Annotated in this window: 13 protein-coding genes; 6 read left to right on the top strand and 7 right to left on the bottom strand. The window is 57.2% G+C overall.

The features are described from left to right. Nucleotides 1-28: 28 nt before the first annotated feature. The 4 genes from ubiA to FOV68_RS14690 all read right to left on the bottom strand — a co-directional run bounded on the left by ubiA (nt 29) and on the right by FOV68_RS14690 (nt 2,712). The gene (gene ubiA, locus FOV68_RS14705; RefSeq protein WP_069025635.1) at nt 29-913 is read right to left on the bottom strand and encodes a 4-hydroxybenzoate octaprenyltransferase; all 885 of its coding nucleotides are present in this window, start codon (nt 911-913) and stop codon (nt 29-31) included. A 10-nt stretch (nt 914-923) separates the two neighbouring features. Next, complete coding sequence (ubiC, locus tag FOV68_RS14700) at nt 924-1,436, bottom strand: chorismate lyase (RefSeq protein ID WP_031591807.1); 513 nt, start codon at nt 1,434-1,436, stop codon at nt 924-926. Between the two features lie 86 nt (nt 1,437-1,522). After that, nucleotides 1,523-1,933 carry a phosphate-starvation-inducible protein PsiE gene (gene psiE / locus FOV68_RS14695; RefSeq protein ID WP_031591808.1) on the bottom strand — a complete coding sequence of 137 codons (411 nt, stop codon included), beginning with the start codon at nt 1,931-1,933 and terminating at the stop codon, nt 1,523-1,525. 71 nt (nt 1,934-2,004) lie between these two features. Next, the gene (locus FOV68_RS14690) at nt 2,005-2,712 is read right to left on the bottom strand and encodes a UTRA domain-containing protein (RefSeq protein ID WP_186289754.1); all 708 of its coding nucleotides are present in this window, start codon (nt 2,710-2,712) and stop codon (nt 2,005-2,007) included. Nucleotides 2,713-2,917: 205 nt separating this feature from the next. On the opposite strand from FOV68_RS14690, the gene FOV68_RS14685 reads away from it, so the two are divergent. From FOV68_RS14685 to FOV68_RS14660, 6 genes are all read left to right on the top strand, one after another. Further along, on the top strand, nt 2,918-3,979 hold the full coding sequence (locus tag FOV68_RS14685) for an ABC transporter substrate-binding protein (protein WP_010252250.1): 1,062 nt from the start codon (nt 2,918-2,920) through the stop codon (nt 3,977-3,979). A 20-nt stretch (nt 3,980-3,999) separates the two neighbouring features. Further along, on the top strand, nt 4,000-4,812 hold the full coding sequence (locus tag FOV68_RS14680; protein ID WP_039392082.1) for an alkaline phosphatase family protein: 813 nt from the start codon (nt 4,000-4,002) through the stop codon (nt 4,810-4,812). Then, a complete protein-coding gene (locus FOV68_RS14675; RefSeq protein WP_010252254.1) occupies nt 4,809-5,654 on the top strand; it encodes an ABC transporter permease subunit in 846 nt (281 codons plus the stop codon). The genes FOV68_RS14680 and FOV68_RS14675 overlap by 4 nt, the downstream gene beginning before the upstream one ends. 11 nt (nt 5,655-5,665) lie before the next feature. After that, a complete protein-coding gene (locus FOV68_RS14670; protein WP_031593877.1) occupies nt 5,666-6,451 on the top strand; it encodes an ABC transporter permease in 786 nt (261 codons plus the stop codon). A 2-nt stretch (nt 6,452-6,453) separates the two neighbouring features. Beyond that, a complete protein-coding gene (locus FOV68_RS14665; protein ID WP_039392085.1) occupies nt 6,454-7,446 on the top strand; it encodes an ABC transporter ATP-binding protein in 993 nt (330 codons plus the stop codon). 108 nt (nt 7,447-7,554) lie between these two features. Further along, nucleotides 7,555-9,180, top strand: coding sequence for a Na/Pi cotransporter family protein (locus FOV68_RS14660; protein ID WP_031593875.1), 1,626 nt, complete (start codon nt 7,555-7,557; stop codon nt 9,178-9,180). A 95-nt stretch (nt 9,181-9,275) separates the two neighbouring features. On the opposite strand, the gene panS is transcribed toward FOV68_RS14660, so the two are convergent. From panS to lysC, 3 genes are all read right to left on the bottom strand, one after another. After that, nucleotides 9,276-10,193: a ketopantoate/pantoate/pantothenate transporter PanS gene (gene panS, locus FOV68_RS14655; protein ID WP_010252655.1), complete on the bottom strand. Its 918-nt coding sequence runs from the start codon at nt 10,191-10,193 to the stop codon at nt 9,276-9,278. Nucleotides 10,194-10,376: 183 nt separating this feature from the next. Next, nucleotides 10,377-11,069 carry an aquaporin Z gene (gene aqpZ / locus FOV68_RS14650; protein WP_069025632.1) on the bottom strand — a complete coding sequence of 231 codons (693 nt, stop codon included), beginning with the start codon at nt 11,067-11,069 and terminating at the stop codon, nt 10,377-10,379. 240 nt (nt 11,070-11,309) lie between these two features. Further along, nucleotides 11,310-12,662 carry a lysine-sensitive aspartokinase 3 gene (gene lysC, locus FOV68_RS14645; RefSeq protein WP_022625207.1) on the bottom strand — a complete coding sequence of 451 codons (1,353 nt, stop codon included), beginning with the start codon at nt 12,660-12,662 and terminating at the stop codon, nt 11,310-11,312. Nucleotides 12,663-12,710 lie beyond the last annotated feature (48 nt).

Raw genomic sequence — 12,710 nt, 5'->3', positions numbered from 1 at the left:
GTCGCCTTTTTTGTGCCTGAATCCCCTGTCAGAACAGCTGGCTGAACGGCGGGGTATTCATCAGTACGCCGAGGAACAGCACCATCCCGACATAGTTATTATTGAGAAAAGCCTGGAAACAGGGTTGCCGCTCGCGTCCGGCGATCAGCTTCTGTTGATAAACAAACAGCGCGGCGGCCAGCAAGAGCGTCCAGTAGAAGGCGCTGTTCAGATGCAGCATGAGGCCAACCAGCGCCATCAGCAGCAGCGTCGCCAGTTGCAGCAGACCAATGATCAGCTTGTCGAAACGGCCAAAGAGAATCGCGGTCGACTTCACGCCAATCTTCAGGTCATCATCCCGATCCACCATCGCATACTGGGTATCATAGGCGACCGTCCAGCAGATGTTGGCGATGAATACCAGCCAGCAGACCAGAGGTAAGGACTCACTAACTGCAGACCATGCCATGGGAATGGCCCAGCCAAAGGCGGCACCCAGCACTACCTGCGGCAGGTGGGTATAACGCTTCATAAAGGGATAGACCCAGGCCAGCGCCAGCCCCACCACGGAGAGCATAATCGTCATCATGTTCATGGTCAGCACCAGCGCAAAAGCCGCCAGAGCCAGTATCACGAACAGCAGCTTAGCCTCTTTTGCACTCACCGCGCCGCTGGCCAGTGGCCGATGCTTCGTGCGTTCGACATGACCGTCTACTTTGCGATCGGCGTAGTCATTGATCACACAGCCGGCCGCACGCATCACGATGACCCCGGCAACAAACACCGCCAGCACCGGCAGCGGCGGGATCGCCATGTCAGCCAGCCATAATGCCCAGAGCGTTGGCCACATCAGCAGCAGCGTACCGATAGGCTTATCGATACGCATCAGGCGCGTGTAGGCCCGCCATTTATTTACACTTAAGCTATTTTGCACCACAGGATCCTCAGACCAGATCGCGATAGAGCGGCGATGCCGGTAAAAACAGTTCAGTCAACAGCAGCGGTTTGCCGGAGAGACGCAGGCGTGAGCGCCGTCCCCACAATCCCTCTACCTGCCCCGGCTCAATAAAATCGCGGGTCAGCGTCGAAGAGGAGAAGAGATAGCGACCCAGCGGCCGGGTGCCCAGCTGCTGCAGCATCGCTTCTGGCCCGTTGAGGGTGCTTTCCGGCACCAGCGTACGGCCAGCCAGCCAGGGCTGATCGTCGCCGAACAGCAGCACTTCGCGCAGCCAGAAGCGTTGATCGTCTGGCAACAAGCCCTTTTCATCACCCAACTCGCTGGCGTTGATAAAGCCTTCACGCAGCGGCTGAACCGTGACCCGCTGGCAATGTTGTTCAAAACGGCGCGTCATTGAATCCTCCTCCATCAGCCAGTCGAGCAATGGCGGCGCAAGGGTTGCCTGCGACGGAGAAAGCCAGTTGAGTGCACGTAATAAGCTGAGCGCGTCTTGCGACATAGCACCACTCCCAATAAGTTTCAGGACGCTAGTTTAGCGCAGAGACGCGATGCGAACACCTGCCGTCATGACAGACGGCAGGGGGATTACTCGCGTTTCAGGCGGTTGCTGTTTGCCAGCCACAGGGTGACCACCAGAATCAGAATCGCCGCAGAGTAACAGAGCGTATCGAAGGGATTTTTATGGTCGACGATAATCAGGCGGATAATTGCCGTGATACCGATATAGACAAAATAGCGCAGCGGAAAGTGATAACCCGACTGAAAGTACTTAACAATCAAAGCAATAAATTCGAAGTAGAGGAAATAAATGACAATTCCCTCAATCAACAGATAGGAAGACGACTGCTCGCTGGTGTTAAACAGCACGTTTGCCAGATGGATAGTTTCTTTGCCTAAAAAGACGATCAGGATGATCGCCAGACTCAGCAGACCCAGATTCAGCACCCATTGCAGTACCGTTGCAAGGTGGCGGGCCAAAGGATTTTTGTCACTCATGTTGCGCCTTAAAAAAGGAGTTGTTAGCGCGCGATATCATGCGCGAGTGTGACGCAAATCACAATAACTCCTCAGGCCTCAACATCAACACAGAGCGCATCGTAACGCCAGTATTCACAGTCGCAATCAATCACCTCTTTTTGCTGGTTGCGATTGATGCGGGTGATCAACAAACCGGGGCTGCCCGGTGCCACATTCAGCATGGGTGCGGCGACCTCCGGCAGCGGGCCAGGCAGGATGGTGAAGCGCGCGCCACCGTAACGAATGCCGTAGCGCTGGTCATAGAGATCGGTCAGTGAGCGGGTCAAATCTTCATCAAGCAGACCAGGGAAAAAACGCGGATTGAGGTAGTGTTCAACATAGAGCACCGCGCGCCCGTCAATGCGCCGCAGGCGGCGGATGCAGTAAACCGACGAACCGGAGGCCAGCCGCAGCGCCGTCGCCACGCTGTCGTGCGCCGCGACCTGTTCGGCGGCGATGACCTCGGTGGCCGCCTGCCGTCCCTGCTCCATTGCCATGGCATGAAAGTGGTTGTGATGCAGCGGGTTATAGATTAGTCGCGGCGGTGCGATAAACCAGCCGCGACGCAGTTCCCGGTAGATCATCCCCTGGGCTTCCAGCTTGCCCAGTGCTTCCCGCAGGGTAATCCGGGTCGTGCTGAACGCCTCGCTTAAGGCACGCTCCGCCGGCAGTCGCCCGGCGCTGAACTCTCCGGCCTGAATGCGCGTCAGCAGGACGCTGGCGATCGCATCCGCCGTTTTGAGTGCTATCGACTCCACAACAGTAGCCTCATTTTGGTGCGACTCCGCACTCTTACTGTTCAGGTAACGCGCCTGTGACAGGCGAACGGGTCACCTCTTTCATCGCCCATCCCCTGCACAGCGCCGCCCTGTCATAAATCGTTCATATACAGGGGCTACATTGGCTCGGTTCTTGCTGGACTAGACCAGCCAGGCCCATCAACTTACACCCGGAGCAACTGAGATGAAAGCGTTTATCGCCTCTGTAGTAGCCAGTGCTGTAGTGCTCACCCTGCCCGTTGCGCAGGCCGCCGATAACGACCTTGCCGCCCTGGAAAAAGCGGCACGCAGTGAAGGCCAGGTCAACAGCGTCGGGATGCCGGATAGCTGGGCTAACTGGAAAGATACCTGGAACGACATCAGCAGCAAATATGGCCTTAAGCACAGCGATACCGATATGTCATCGGCGCAGGAGCTGGCGAAATTCGATGCAGAGAAAGAGAACGCCAGCGCTGACATCGGTGACGTGGGTGCCGCCTTTGGCCCGATCGCTGTCGCTAAAGGTGTGACCCAGCCCTATAAACCCACTCACTGGGATCAGATTCCGGCCTGGGCCAAAGATAAAGATGGCCACTGGGCGCTGGCCTATACCGGTACCATCGCCTTTCTGATCGACAAGCAGCAGGTTAAAGATATCCCCCACAGCTGGGCCGATCTGAAAAAAGGTAAGTATGTGGTTACTATCGGTGACGTCGGCGTGGCAGCTCAGGCGGCCAACGGCGTACTGGCGGCAAACTACGCCTTAGGTGGCGATGAGAAGAACCTGAAACCGGCGCTGGCTTTCTTTGCCGATCTGGCCAAACAGGGTCGTCTTGGCGTTACCGATCCGGTGATTGCCAATATCGAAAAAGGTGAAGTGCAGATGGCGGTGGTGTGGGACTTTAACGCCCTTAACTACCGGGACCAGATCGACAAAAACCGCTACGAAGTGGTTATCCCGTCTGATGGCTCCGTGACCTCCGGCTACACCACCGTCATCAACAAATATGCGAAACACCCTAACGCCGCAAAACTGACGCGCGAATATATCTTCTCAGACCAGGGACAGATCAATCTGGCGAAGGGCTATGCCCGTCCGATCCGTGCCGAGCATCTGACGCTGCCAGCGGACGTTCAGGCTCGCCTGCTGCCGCAATCTGAATATAAAAATGCCCGTCCGGTGAAGGATCAGGCTGCCTGGGATAAATCGTCGAAAATGCTGCCGCGCCTGTGGCAGGAAAACGTCATCATCAATATGCAGCAGTAATTCGCGGCAGGGAGAACGGAATGAAGACCATCCTGGTAGTGCTGGACGGCCTGAGCAATCAGGTCGCACAACATGCAATGGGTTACCTGCATGCCGAATGTTCGCAGGGCAACGGGTTTTATTACCGTATGACCTGTGAATTACCCTCGCTGTCACGCCCGCTTTATGAGTGCATTCTGACCGGTGTTCCGCCGGTCAGAAGCGGCATTATTCATAATGGCGTCAGCCGGTTAAGCCGCGAGCGCAGCGTCTTTCACTTTGCGCGAGCAGCGGGACTGACGACTGCGGCGGCGGCCTACCACTGGGTGAGTGAGCTTTATAACCGAACGCCGTTCGTTCCGGCGCGCGATCGTCACACTGACGCGCCGGACCTGCCCATTCAGTATGGCCATTTTTATTCTGACGATAGCTATCCCGACTCGCATCTGTTTGAAGATGCAGAGAGCCTGCGGCTGCGTCACGATCCCGATTTTCTGCTAATCCACCCGATGAATATCGACGATGCCGGTCATAAATCGGGCCTCTCCTCGCCACAGTACCGCAACCGGGCACGCATCGCCGACGGCCTGCTGTCGCAGTGGATGCCCTTGTGGCTGGCTGAGGGCTATCAGGTGATGGTGACCGCCGATCACGGTATGAATGACGATCGCTCCCACGGCGGCATTCTGCCGGAAGAGACCACGGTGCCGCTGTTTGTCTTTGGCCGGGCTTTCTCGCTGCAGCCTGACCTGGCACCGCAGCAGACCGATCTGTGCGGCACGCTGTGTGAACTGCTTGAGGTGGCGCATGACAAGCCGGTCTGTCGCGGCCTGCTGGCGGAGCCGAAGAGATGAGAGGAAAAGGAGTCGCGCTGCTGCTGCTGTTACCGTTCACCCTGTTCTGGGTCGCCTTTCAGCTGGCACCGCTGTTGTGGATCGCCATTAACAGCTTCTGGAGTGAGATGAACAGCCAATGGGGCTGGGATAACTATCAGGACATTCTCACCTCGCCCTTCTACCAGCAGGCGTTTCGTTTTTCGCTGGATATCTCACTCTGGTCAAGCGTCTACGGCTTACTGATTGCACTGGTCACCGGCTATTCACTGCATCAGCTCGGCGGCGGGCGACTGCAGCGCTTTCTCATCGCTTTTACCAACATGACCAGCAACTTTGCCGGTGTCCCGCTGGCGTTTGCCTTTGTGATTCTGCTGGGGCTGAACGGCTGCCTGACATTGCTGTTGCGCCATTATGGTCTGGTTGAGAGCTTCAGACTCTTCTCGCGCAACGGCATGGTGCTGGTCTACACCTGGTTCCAGATCCCGCTGGGCGTGCTGCTGCTCTACCCGGCATTCGACGGGCTGAAAAAAGAGTGGCAGGAGTCCGCTGCGCTGCTGGGTGCCAGCCGCTGGCACTACTGGTGGCACATCGGCCTGCCGATTCTGTTTCCGGCGCTGCTCGGGACCTTTGTGATCCTGCTGGCGAATGCGCTGGGCGCTTATGCCACGATTTATGCCCTGACCACGGGTAATTTCAACGTGGTGCCGGTGCGTATTGCCGCGCTGGTCTCCGGCGATATCTCGCTGGATCCCAACACAGGTAGCGCGCTGGCAATGCTGCTGGTGGCGATTATGGCACTGATTACCCTGGTGCAGCAGTATCTGGTGCGCCGTAGCTATCTCAATGCGAAACAGCCATGAAAGGAGCCGCCATGTCACGTGCTGAGCACCTCTATCACCGGATAATGGTTGGGTTACTCTTTACCCTGCTGGCACTGCCTTTACTGGCCACACTGCTTTATGCACTGTCGTCCGACTGGAGTAACACCATTCTGCCACAGGGCTATAGCCTGAAGTGGTTCATCCAGCTCTGGAGCGACCCGCGATTTCTGACGGCACTGGGCCATTCGCTGCTGATTTGCCTGGGTGCGCTGCTGTTCTCGCTGGTGCTGGTGCTGCCTGCCATGTTTGTAATCGCTTACTATTTTCCTCGACTGGATGCGGTGATGAACGTCCTGATCCTGATGCCTTTCGCCGTGCCGCCGGTGGTGTCGTCAGTGGGATTACTGCAACTCTACTCTTCGTCACCGCTGATGCTGACCGGCACGCCGTGGATCTTAATCGGCTGTTATTTCACTATTGCCTTGCCCTTTATCTACCGGGCGCTGGCGAACAATATGCAGGCGATCAACCTCAAAGAGCTGATTGATGCCGCGCAGTTGCTGGGTGCCAGCACCTGGCAGGCGGCGCTGTGGGTCGTGCTGCCCAACCTGCGCAAAGGGATGCTGATTGCCGTGCTGCTCTCTTTCTCCTTCCTGATTGGCGAATTTGTCTTCGCTAACCTGCTGGTCGGCAACCGCTATGAAACCCTGCAGGTTTACCTCTTCAACATGCGTAACGGCAGCGGTCACTTCACCAGCGCCCTGGTGATCTCCTACTTCTTTGTGGTGCTGCTGGTCACCTGGCTGGCCAACGCCCTGAATCCCGAACGAGGCTGAATATGAGTTACCTTGAGGTCAGAGAACTGAACAAGTCCTATGGACCCACGCCCATTTTTGAGCAGATCGATTTCAGCGCCGCTGAAGGGGAATTTGTCACCCTGCTCGGCCCCAGCGGCTGCGGTAAATCGACGCTGCTGCGTTGTCTGGCGGGGTTAACCAGCGTCGACAGCGGTGAAATCAGGCTGGAGGGCAAAGATATTGTACCGCTGGCCCCGCAGAAGCGCGCCATCGGTATGGTGTTCCAGAGCTATGCACTGTTTCCCAATATGACGGTAGAGAAGAACGTCGCATTTGGCCTGAAGATGCAGAAACTGCCCGAAGCGCAGATTCGCCAGCGGGTACTGGAGGTGCTGGAGCTGGTTGAACTCAGTGATTATGCACGCCGCTATCCGCACCAGTTGTCAGGCGGGCAGTGTCAGCGCGTGGCACTGGCACGTTCGCTGGTGACGCGTCCGCGTCTGCTGCTGCTGGATGAACCGCTGTCAGCGCTGGATGCACGTATTCGCCGCCATCTGCGCGATCAAATCCGGCGCATCCAGCGCGAGCTGAATCTCACCACCCTGTTCGTCACCCACGATCAGGAGGAGGCGCTGACGCTCTCCGATCGTATCGTGCTGATGAACCGGGGCAAAATCGTGCAGAATGGCGATGCCGAAGCGCTCTATACCCAACCGGTCGATCTCTTTGCCGCCGGATTTATTGGCAACTACAACCTGCTGAGCGCTGAGCAGGCGACGCGACTGACCGGGCAGCCTTTCCATAGCCAGGTGGCCATTCGCCCGGAATCGATGCTGTTCACTGCGCCGGGCCAGGGCATTCCTGCGGAAATCCTCAGCCACAGTCTGCTGGGCAACGTGATCCGCTATCGTATCCGGGCGCATGATGTGGAACTTTCGGTTGATGTGCTTAACCGATCGGCGGCGGATTTGCACCCCGCTGGCAGGAAGATTGGTCTACAATTAGAGATGTCGACTTTGCGCCAGGTGGCTTAAAACACAGGAAAAAATCACGCATCGCACGGCAATCCCCTTCACAGATTGCTCTCTTCCGTCAGGCTGGCAGTCTGTGCTTTGAGCCTGACATTCGAGGAGCGACACCACGTGTTAACCCTGCTTAATTTACTCTCTGCGGTGGCCCTGCTGGTCTGGGGCACGCATATCGTACGAACCGGCATCATGCGGGTCTACGGTGCCGATCTGCGCCGCGTCCTGAGTCGCAGCATAGAAAAAAAACCGATGGCGTTTCTGGCGGGCATTGGCGTGACCACGCTGGTGCAGAGCAGCAACGCCACCACGCTGCTGGTGACCTCTTTTGTGGCGCAGAATCTGGTCAGCCTGACGCCCGCGCTGGTAGTGATTCTTGGCGCGGATGTCGGCACCGCTATTATGGCGCGTATCCTGACGTTTGATCTCTCCTGGCTCTCACCGCTGTTTATCTTCTTTGGCGTGGTGTTCTTCCTCAGCCGCAAGCAGACCCGTGCGGGTCAGTTAGGCCGGGCCAGTATCGGCCTGGGCCTGATATTGCTGGCGCTGCAGCTGATTGTCGAAGCGGCTCGGCCGATTACCCAGGCCGCCGGTGTCCAGGTGCTTTTCTCCAGCCTGACCGGCGACGTGATGCTTGATGCGCTGCTGGGGGCGGTATTCGCCATCATCAGTTACTCCAGCCTGGCCGCGGTGCTGATCACCGCGACGCTCACCGCCACCGGCGTGATTTCATTCAAGGTGGCGCTCTGTCTGGTGATTGGTGCCAATCTCGGTAGCGGCCTGCTGGCGATGATCAACGCCAGCGGCTCAAATGCCGCGGGCAAGCGCGTGGCGCTCGGCAGCCTGCTGTTCAAGCTGATCGGCTGCGTGTTCATCCTGCCGTTTGTCGATATTGTGGCAGAGTGGCTGGATAAGCTGCCGGTCAACGATGAAGAGTTAGTGATTTTCTTCCATGTGTTTTACAACCTGATCCGCTGCGTGGCGATGGTGCCGTTTGCTGACCTGATGGCGCGCCTCTGTCGTCGTATGATCGCCGACGACGTGGATAACGCGCTGCACCTTAAGCCGAAACACCTCGATCGCAGCGCGCTGGATACGCCGGCGCTGGCGCTGGTAAATGCCGCCCGCGAAGCGTTGCGCATGGGCGACGTGCTGGAGCAGATGCTGGAGGCGTTTAATAAGGTGGTACATGGCGAATCCCGCGAGGAACGCACGGTGCGCAGGCTGGATGATGATGTCGATGTGCTCTATACCGCCATCAAACTCTATCTGGCGCGGATGCCAAAAGAGGACCTCCCCGAAGAGGACTCGCGTCGCTGGGGCGAAATCATTGAAATGTCACTTAATCTGGAGCAGGCCGGGGACATCATTGAGCGGATGAGCGGCGATGTCGCTGACAAGTCGCTGGCAGCGGGCCGCGCGTTCTCTGCCGAGGGATTAAAAGAGCTGCAGGAGCTGCATGAGCTGCTGATCGCTAACCTCAGAATGAGTCTGTCGGTGTTTCTGTCACACGATGTCACCAGCGCTAAACGTCTGCGCCGCGCTAAACATCGCTTCCGTCTGATGATCCGCCGCTACTCTCACGCGCATGTTGACCGGCTGCACCAGCAGAACGTGCAGAGCATTGAGACCAGTTCGCTACACCTCGGTTTACTGGGCGACATGAAGCGCCTGAATTCACTGTTCTGCAGTGTGGCCTACACGGTGCTGGAACAGCCCGACGATGAACGTGACTATGAATAAAACTGAGCGGAATGAATAGCCTGCTGCGCCGGAGCGGTGATCGTCCGGCGCGGCAGCAGTGAGATGCGGCGCAGTGCAATAATGCGCCGCCACTGTTACTTCTTCTTAATCGGCTTTCCTGACCAGTAACCCGCCAGCAGTGAACCTGACAGGTTGTGCCACACCGAGAACAGCGCGCCTGGCAATGCCGCCAGTGGTGAGAAGTAGAGTTTTCCCAGCGTCGCCGCCAGTCCGGAGTTTTGCATGCCAACCTCCAGCGCCAGGGTACGGCAGGTTGACTCATCGAAGCCAAACAACTTGCCACCCCAGTAGCCGCCAAGCAGGCCAATCGCGTTATGCAGGATCACCGCCGCGATCACCATCAGACCCACCGATCCAATAAAGGCCTGACTGCCCGCCACCACCGCACTGATGATCAGCAGAATGCAGACCATCGAAAACGCAGGCAGCCAGGGTTCGACCCGGCGAACCACGCTGTTCATGCTGTGATGAATGATCAGTCCCAGAGAGATGGGGATCACGACGATCTTCACGATACTCAGCAGCATGCCAGCCACATCAACCTGAATGTGGGTATCAACATAAAAGCGGGTTAACAGCGGCGTGGCGAACACACCCACCAGCGCAGAGACTGACGAGATTGTCACTGACAGCGCCACATCCCCCTTCGCCAGATAGATCATAACGTTGCTGGCGGTGCCGCTGGCAACTGAGCCGACCAGAATCATACCGGCAGCCAGATCGGGCGGCATATGAAACAGTTTTGCCAGTCCCCAGGCGGCTAACGGCATCACCAGATAGTGCAGAAAGGTTCCGGCAATCACCGGCGCAGGTCGGGTCAGGACCCGTTTAAAATCGTCGATATTCAGGGTCACACCCATGCCGAACATAATCAGCATCAGCAGATAAGTGACCCAGGGTCCGATGCCGAGAAACGTACCTGGAGAGTAATAAGCGGCGACAGACAACAGCACGGCCCAGAGCGGGAACAGGCGGGTTAACGTGGCGAGCATAGCCAGACTTCCTTATAAGAATGTTATGTTTTATGCAGATTTGCCATAGAGAGTCGCCATGCAGGAACGACTGCCGTGACGAAGGCCGGATCATAACATTTCATTATCATGGCGTAAGGCGAAGATGGGTCGAGGCGGGAAAATGCGGATCGACTGCTGCCGATCCGCTGAATATTGACGAAATTACGCTGCTTTTTCCTCTAAACCGCGGTAGATCAAACCACCAATCACGGCACCGATAATCGGCATTAACCAGAACATCCACAGCTGAGAGATCGCCCAGTCCCCCTGGAACAGGGCTGCCGCGGTGCTGCGTGCCGGGTTAACCGAGGTATTGGTAACCGGAATGCTGATCAGGTGAATCAGGGTTAACGCCAGACCAATCGCGACAGGTGCAAAGCCTTTCGGCGCGCGCTCGCTGGTGGCTCCCATGATCACAATCAGGAAGATAGCGGTCATCACCCCTTCGGCGATCATACCTGACTGCAGGCTGAAGCCGCCCGGCGAGTGTTCGCCGTAGCCATTTGCCGCAAAGCCGCTGGCCGCTGCACTGAAGTCGCCTTTACCGCTGGCGATCAGATAGAGCACTGCGCCAGCGGCAATGCCGCCTGCCAGTTGCGCGATGATGTAAGGAATGGCCTGAGACGCGGGAAAACGTCCACCTGCCACTAATCCCAGGGTCACCGCCGGGTTAAAGTGCCCGCCTGAGATGTGACCGACCGCATACGCCATGACCAGCACGCTCAGCCCGAAAGCCAGCGCCACGCCCACGAAGCCAATGCCCAGTTCCGGGAACGCAGCTGACAGCACGGCACTACCACAACCGCCGGCCACCAGTACGAAGGTACCCAGCGCCTCTGCGACTAACCTTTTCATGATATTTCCTAAATTTGGGTGAATTGATTCAGCGGCGGGATTATAAATCTGCGGAAAGGGAGCGCAATGCAAGTGCACGAAATGCGCAGAGAAAGGGGTTGCCATTTGGCAATAACAGGAATTAACTTTATGAATTAAAAGGTTTTATCGGAAGTCGCATGCCGGGGAGTAATGAGGGAGATATGAACCATTTTTGCCGCTTTTCAGGCCGCGCTGACGCGGCCTGAATGGCAGAGAAGTTTACTCGAACAGATTACGATGCAGCGTACGTACCACGCTTTCCGCATCGTTGCCCGGTACCAGGAAGCAGAGGTTGTAGCTGCTGGCACCGTAGCAAATCATCCGCAGGTTGAACGGGTCGAGCACACCAAACACCTCTTTGCCGACGCCGCACGCTTTTGATAGCTGGTTACCGATAATCGCCACCAGCGCCAGATCTTCTTCCACTTCAACCCGGCACAGCGACGAGAGTTCAGTCAGTAAAGCCTGGGTCAGCAGGCTGGCACTGGTTGAGGTCGATCCGGTGGTGTCGAGCGTCAGCGCCACGCTCACTTCGGAGGTGGTGATCAGGTCAACCGAGACGTTATGACGCGCCAGAATATTGAAGAGTTCAGCAAGAAAACCAAACGTATGCAGCATGTTAAGGCTGTGCAGCGTTAACAGCGTCTGCTTACGGCGTAGCGCCAGTGCACGAAACAGCGGCGGGTTGCGGGTTTCATTGCAGACGCGGGTCCCACCGGCTGCCGGATCCTTACTGGAACCGACGAATACCGGAATACCCCGGCGTACAGCGGGAAGCAGCGTCGCCGGGTGCAGCACTTTCGCGCCGAACGTCGCCATTTCAGCGGCTTCTTCAAAAGTAATTTCATCAATACGCTTCGCCGTCGGCACCACGCGCGGATCGGTGGTGTAGATGCCTGGCACATCCGTCCAGATATCCACACGCGCCGCGTTCAGCGCTTCGCCCAGTAGCGCGGCGGTGTAATCACTGCCGCCGCGACCCAGGGTGGTGGTGCGCCCTTCGCTTTCACTGCCAATGAAACCCTGAGTAATGACTAATGCCTGCTCAATGCGCGGCTGTAACTGCGCCGTCGCCTGCTCCGCCAGCACCTGTACATCCGGTACTGCCCGGCCAAAATGATCGTCGGTACGCATTACCTTGCGGACATCGAACCATTCCGCATTAACCTGGCGTTCACGCAGGATTTCCACAAACAGCAGTGATGACATCAGCTCACCGTGGCTGACCAGTTCATCGGTCAGGGCATTCGAGGTTGCCAGTGAGGCGGCTTCGGAAAGCATGCTGATATTGTCGATCATCCGATCAATTTCATCGCGGATTACTTCCGGACGCTGCAGGCGATCAACAATGGCGTACTGGATACGGCGGATATCATCAAGCAGAACAGCGCGCTGGGGAGCCTGCTGGCCTTCAGCCAGCGCAACCAGCAGATTAGTAATACCCGCCGAGGCAGAGAGCACTACCAGACGCGTGCTGGCGTCCTGCAACACCACATCGGCGCTGCGGTTCATCGCTTCAAAATCGGCTACGCTGGTGCCGCCGAATTTTGCCACTATCAGTGTTTGAGACATGTAGGACCTCGTGTCAGGTTATCTTGTTCTCGCCGATGAAAGGGTCGA

Origin of the sequence: Pantoea sp. paga (assembly GCF_007558755.1) — a bacterium.
Classification (GTDB): Bacteria; Pseudomonadota; Gammaproteobacteria; order Enterobacterales; family Enterobacteriaceae; genus Pantoea; species Pantoea agglomerans.
Note: the sequence above shows the minus strand (reverse complement) of the source record. Positions and strands in the feature narration are given on the sequence as shown.

Excerpts from the sequence above, each read along its gene's own strand:
- ubiC (WP_031591807.1), bottom strand. The coding sequence starts at position 1,436 with ATGTCGCAAGACGCGCTCAGCTTATTACGTGCACTCAACTGGCTTTCT.
- psiE (WP_031591808.1), bottom strand. The coding sequence starts at position 1,933 with ATGAGTGACAAAAATCCTTTGGCCCGCCACCTTGCAACGGTACTGCAA.
- FOV68_RS14685 (WP_010252250.1), top strand. The coding sequence starts at position 2,918 with ATGAAAGCGTTTATCGCCTCTGTAGTAGCCAGTGCTGTAGTGCTCACC.
- FOV68_RS14680 (WP_039392082.1), top strand. The coding sequence starts at position 4,000 with ATGAAGACCATCCTGGTAGTGCTGGACGGCCTGAGCAATCAGGTCGCA.
- FOV68_RS14675 (WP_010252254.1), top strand. The coding sequence starts at position 4,809 with ATGAGAGGAAAAGGAGTCGCGCTGCTGCTGCTGTTACCGTTCACCCTG.
- FOV68_RS14670 (WP_031593877.1), top strand. The coding sequence starts at position 5,666 with ATGTCACGTGCTGAGCACCTCTATCACCGGATAATGGTTGGGTTACTC.
- FOV68_RS14665 (WP_039392085.1), top strand. The coding sequence starts at position 6,454 with ATGAGTTACCTTGAGGTCAGAGAACTGAACAAGTCCTATGGACCCACG.
- panS (WP_010252655.1), bottom strand. The coding sequence starts at position 10,193 with ATGCTCGCCACGTTAACCCGCCTGTTCCCGCTCTGGGCCGTGCTGTTG.
- aqpZ (WP_069025632.1), bottom strand. The coding sequence starts at position 11,069 with ATGAAAAGGTTAGTCGCAGAGGCGCTGGGTACCTTCGTACTGGTGGCC.
- lysC (WP_022625207.1), bottom strand. The coding sequence starts at position 12,662 with ATGTCTCAAACACTGATAGTGGCAAAATTCGGCGGCACCAGCGTAGCC.